3 protein-coding genes are annotated in these 4442 nt (G+C 73.2%); 2 read left to right on the top strand and 1 reads right to left on the bottom strand.

Features of this window, described 5'->3' with window-relative positions:
- A partial coding sequence (locus AC1DUQ_RS18255) for an alpha-galactosidase (protein ID WP_477074292.1) occupies positions 1–1352 on the bottom strand: 1352 nt, incomplete at its 3' end.
- 194 nt (positions 1353–1546) lie between these two features.
- Here AC1DUQ_RS18255 and AC1DUQ_RS18250 point away from each other — a divergent pair.
- Both AC1DUQ_RS18250 and AC1DUQ_RS18245 read left to right on the top strand, forming a co-directional pair.
- Positions 1547–4063: a glycoside hydrolase family 2 protein gene (locus AC1DUQ_RS18250; RefSeq protein ID WP_477074291.1), complete on the top strand. Its 2517-nt coding sequence runs from the start codon at positions 1547–1549 to the stop codon at positions 4061–4063.
- Between the two features lie 31 nt (positions 4064–4094).
- Positions 4095–4442 (top strand): type 1 periplasmic-binding domain-containing protein (locus tag AC1DUQ_RS18245; protein WP_477074290.1); only part of this gene is annotated, 348 nt, incomplete at its 3' end.

The following is a 4442-nucleotide window of genomic DNA, read 5'->3' as shown; positions in this document are numbered from 1 at the left end:
AGGTAGCCGATGGGGTACTCGGTGAGCAGCGCGTCCAGGCGCTCGAGGAGGTACGCGTAGGCCTCGGGGACGGCCAGGTCGAGCACCTGCTGGTGCCGCGCCTCCCGGGGCAGCCGGGACGGCACGCGCAGGATCCAGTCGGGGTGCGCGCGGGCCAGGTCCGAGTCGGGGTTGACCATCTCCGGCTCCACCCACAGGCCGAACTGCAGCCCGAGCCCGGTCACGTGCTGGACCAGGGGGTGCAGCCCGTCGGGCCACACGTCGGCGGACACGTACCAGTCCCCCAGAGCGCGGGTGTCGTCGCGACGGTCACCGAACCAGCCGTCGTCGAGCACGAAGCGCTCGGCACCGACCGCGGCCGCGGCGTCCGCGAGCGCGGTCAGCCGGCCGAGGTCGTGCTGGAAGTAGACGGCCTCCCACGTGTTGAGCGTGACGGGCCGGGGCGTGGCCGGGTGTTGCGGACGCGCCCGCATCCAGGCGTGGAACCGCCCGGCGAGCGCGTCGAGTCCCACCCCCCACGACCCGTACACCCACGGGCTGGTGTACGACTCCCCACGGGCCAGCCGGATCTCGCCGGACCCGAGCAGCTCGCCGCCGCCGAGCAGGCCACAGTGGTAGTGGCTGCGCTCGGCGAGCGACCGGTGGTTGCCGGACCACGCCGTGTGCAGGCCCCAGACCTCGCCGGTCCGGTTCGCGAATCCGGGGGTGCCGGCGACGAGCACGAACGCGGAGTCGTACCCGGTGCGCCCGCGGCGGTTCTCGCGCAGCCGCGTCCCGTGCGTGAAGGCGGTGCGCTGGGGGCTGCGCTCGCGTGCCCACCGACCGGAGAAGTCGAGCAGCTCGGTCGCGGTGGCCGGCACGGGGAGCGTGAGGAGGAGCCCGTCGAGCCCGTAGACGTCGTCCGCCTCGTTGGTCAGCACCGCGTGCTGCCGGACCAGACCCTGCGCGGTCAGCTCGAGCACCAGCGTGAGCGCCAGGCGGGCGGCGGCGTCGGCCGCGTCCACGGTGAGTCGCTGCGTCCCGTCGTCGGTCGTCGCCACCTCGTGCGTGCGGACGGCGAACTGCGTCGAGAAGTCCTGCCCCGCCCGGCTCCCGACGAGACCCGGCGTCCCGAGGAAGCCGGCGGACTCCTGCGGGAGCACCGCGATCTCCACCTCGCCGTCGACCGGGAACCCGTGCGCCACGGGCCGCCAGGCGCTGCGCGCCGCGTCGAGGGCTGCCTCGTCGAGGTCGCCGAGGTCGCTCCCCCAGTGCAGGATCCGCGGCAGCGTGCCGCCGGTGAGGTCCACCACCACGCTCACTCCGGAGGCGCGCAGGTGGAGCAGGTCGGGGGGCGTGAGGGCGTCGGTCACGGGCGTGTCTCCAGGTCGGTGCGAGCGTGCGGCTCCACGCTACGTGCGCGCGTCATTGACTTACTTTATTCAGTTGTCTAAGAATGACTCCAGGGTACTTGCCAGACGATCGGCCCCTCCTGAGGGTGCCGACGACGTGCGTCGCGAGGATGCGGCGGACACGCGCCGGACCCCCGGACCCCAGGAGCTCGACCATGCACACCCAGGACCTGTACGACGGCTGGACGCTGACCGCCGTCGCCGGCCCCGTCCCGGCGGAGCTCGTCGGACGCCGCGTGCGTGCGCGCGTCCCCGGCACCAGCCACACGGCGTTGCTCGAGGCGGGTCTGATCCCCGACCCGTACCTCGACCGCCACGAGGAGGACCTCGCCTGGATGCGCCGCGCCGACTGGGTGTACGAGCGCGACCTCGACCTCGCGCCCGCAGCCGACGACGAGCGCGTCGACCTGGTGTTCGACGGCATCGACACGGTCGCCACGCTGACCTTCGACGACCACGAGATCGGTCGCACGGCCAACCAGCACCGCTCCTACCGGTTCGACGTGCGCAGCCTCGTGCGCCCCACCACGCAGCGCCTGCGCGTGCTCCTGAGCTCGGCGCTCGTGCACGCGGAGGCCGAGGCCGCACGCCTCGGCCCGCGCCCGCTGGCGTACCAGCAGCCGTTCAACATGGTCCGCAAGATGGCGTGCTCGTTCGGCTGGGACTGGGGGCCGGACCTGCAGACCGCCGGGCTGTGGCGACCGGTCCGCGTCGAGCGCTGGACGGTGGCGCGCCTGGCCGCCGTCCGCCCGCTCGTCACGGTCGACGCCGCGGGTACGGGCCACGTCGAGGTGCACGTCGACGTGGAGCGCTCCGGCCTGCCCGGCAGCGACCGACCCGTCACGGTGCGCGCGCACGTGGCCGGCGCCGACCTCACGGTGACCGTGCCCGGCACCCAGGACACCGCCGTCGTCACCCTCGAGGTGCCGCACGCGCCGCTGTGGTGGCCCGTCGGCCACGGAGCGCAGCCCTTGGCGGAGCTCGTCGTCGCGCTCGCGGAGCCCGACTCCGAGGAGCCGCTGGACACGTGGACCCGGCGGATCGGCTTCCGCACGGTCGAGCTCGACACCAGCACCGACGAGGACGGCACCGCCTTCACGTTCCGGATCAACGGACGCCCGATCTTCGTCAAGGGCGCCAACTGGATCCCCGACGACCACCTGCTCACCCGGATCACCCGCGAGCGCCTCGCGCACCGGCTCGACCAGGCGGTGGACGCCAACCTCAATCTGCTGCGCATCTGGGGCGGAGGGATCTACGAGTCCGAGGACTTCTACGAGCTCTGCGACGAGCGCGGCCTGCTGGTGTGGCAGGACTTCCTGCTCGCGTGCGCCGCCTACCCGGAGGAGCAGCCGCTCTGGGACGAGCTCGAGGCCGAGGCCCGCGAGCACGTCGCCCGCCTCACCCCGCACCCGTCCCWGGTGCTCTGGAACGGGGGCAACGAGAACCTGTGGGGCTTCCTCGACTGGGGCTGGCAGGAGGAGCTGCAGGGCCGCACCTGGGGCTTCCGGTACGCCACCGAGCTGCTCAAGGGGATCGTCGCCGAGCTGGACCCGACGCGGCCGTACGCGGACGGCAGCCCCTACTCCCCCGGCCACGCCCTGACGGACGTGCACCCCAACGACCCCGACCACGGCACCCACCACCAGTGGGAGGTGTGGAACCGCGTCGACTACCGCGTCTACGGCGACGAGGTCCCGCGCTTCTGCTCGGAGTTCGGGTTCCAGGGACCGCCCGCCTGGGCCACGCTCACCCGTGCGGTGCACGCGGTCGACGGCGGCCCGCTCACCAAGGACGACCCCGCGTTCCTGCTGCACCAGAAGGCCGAGGACGGCAACGGCAAGCTCGACCGCGGCATGGAGCCCCACCTGGGCGTGCCCGACGACTTCGCCGACTGGCACTGGGCCGCCCAGCTCAACCAGGCGCGCGCCGTCCAGTTCGCCATCGAGCACTACCGCTCCTGGTGGCCCCGCACGGCGGGCGCGATCGTCTGGCAGCTCAACGACTGCTGGCCCGTGACCTCGTGGTCGGCGATCGACGGCGACGAGCGCCGCAAGCCCCTCTGGTACGCCCTGCGCACCGCGTACGCCACGCGCCTGCTCACCGTGCAGCCCCGCGACGGCCGTGAGGTCCTGGCGGTCGTCAACGAGACCCCCGCCATCTGGCAGGGCACCGTCCGGCTCTCCCGCCAGCGGCTCGACGGCACGGTGCTGGCGGAGGAGAACCTCGCGCTGGCCGTCGGGGCGTGGTCCGTCGGGCACTTCGCTCTGCCGACCACGGTCGCGAAGCCCGACGACGCGGCGCAGGAGGTGCTCGTCGTGCGGCTCGGCACGCTGCAGGCGGTCCACACCTGGGTCGAGGACGTCGACCTCGACCTGGACCCGGCCCCGCTGCGCGCGTCGGCGACGCCGGTGCAGGACGGCTTCCGCGTGGACGTCACGGCGAGCTCGTTCGCGCGGGACGTCACGCTGCTCGTCGACCGCGTCGACCCCGACGCGATCGTCGACACCGCCCTCGTCGACATCCCCGCGGGGACCACCGCGTCGTTCCACGTGCGCACCCGCGGCGCGTTCGACCCCGCCGAGCTCACGCGGGCGCCGGTGCTCCGGTCGGCGAACGACGTGGTGGTGCGACGGCTCGGTGCGCGTGACCTCACCCAGTCGCGGGCCTGACCGGACGCCCACCGCAGGTACGCTCGCGACCATGGCGAATGGTCTCGACGCGGTGGGCCTGGTCCTGGCTCGGCCCGCCCGGATGCTCGGCTTCGAGCCGTTCTTCATGGAGCTCATCGGCGGCATCGAGGAGTCCCTCGCGGTCGAGGGACGGTCGCTGCTCCTGCACGTCGTGCCCGACCACGACGCCGAGATCCGCACCTACCGTCGCTGGGGCGAGGGCAAGCTCGTCGACGGCGTCGTGGTGGTCAACGTGGCGCTCGAGGACGCCCGGCTCGACGTCCTCAAGGAGCTCGGCATCCCCACCGTCGTCGTCGGCGGACCACGCCCGGACCTGCCGTTCGCGAACGTGTGGATCGACAACGCCCAGGCGATGCGG

The sequence above is a fragment of the Cellulomonas sp. P4_B5_2 genome (assembly GCF_056402235.1).
This window is presented reverse-complemented; position numbering and strand designations above follow the sequence as displayed.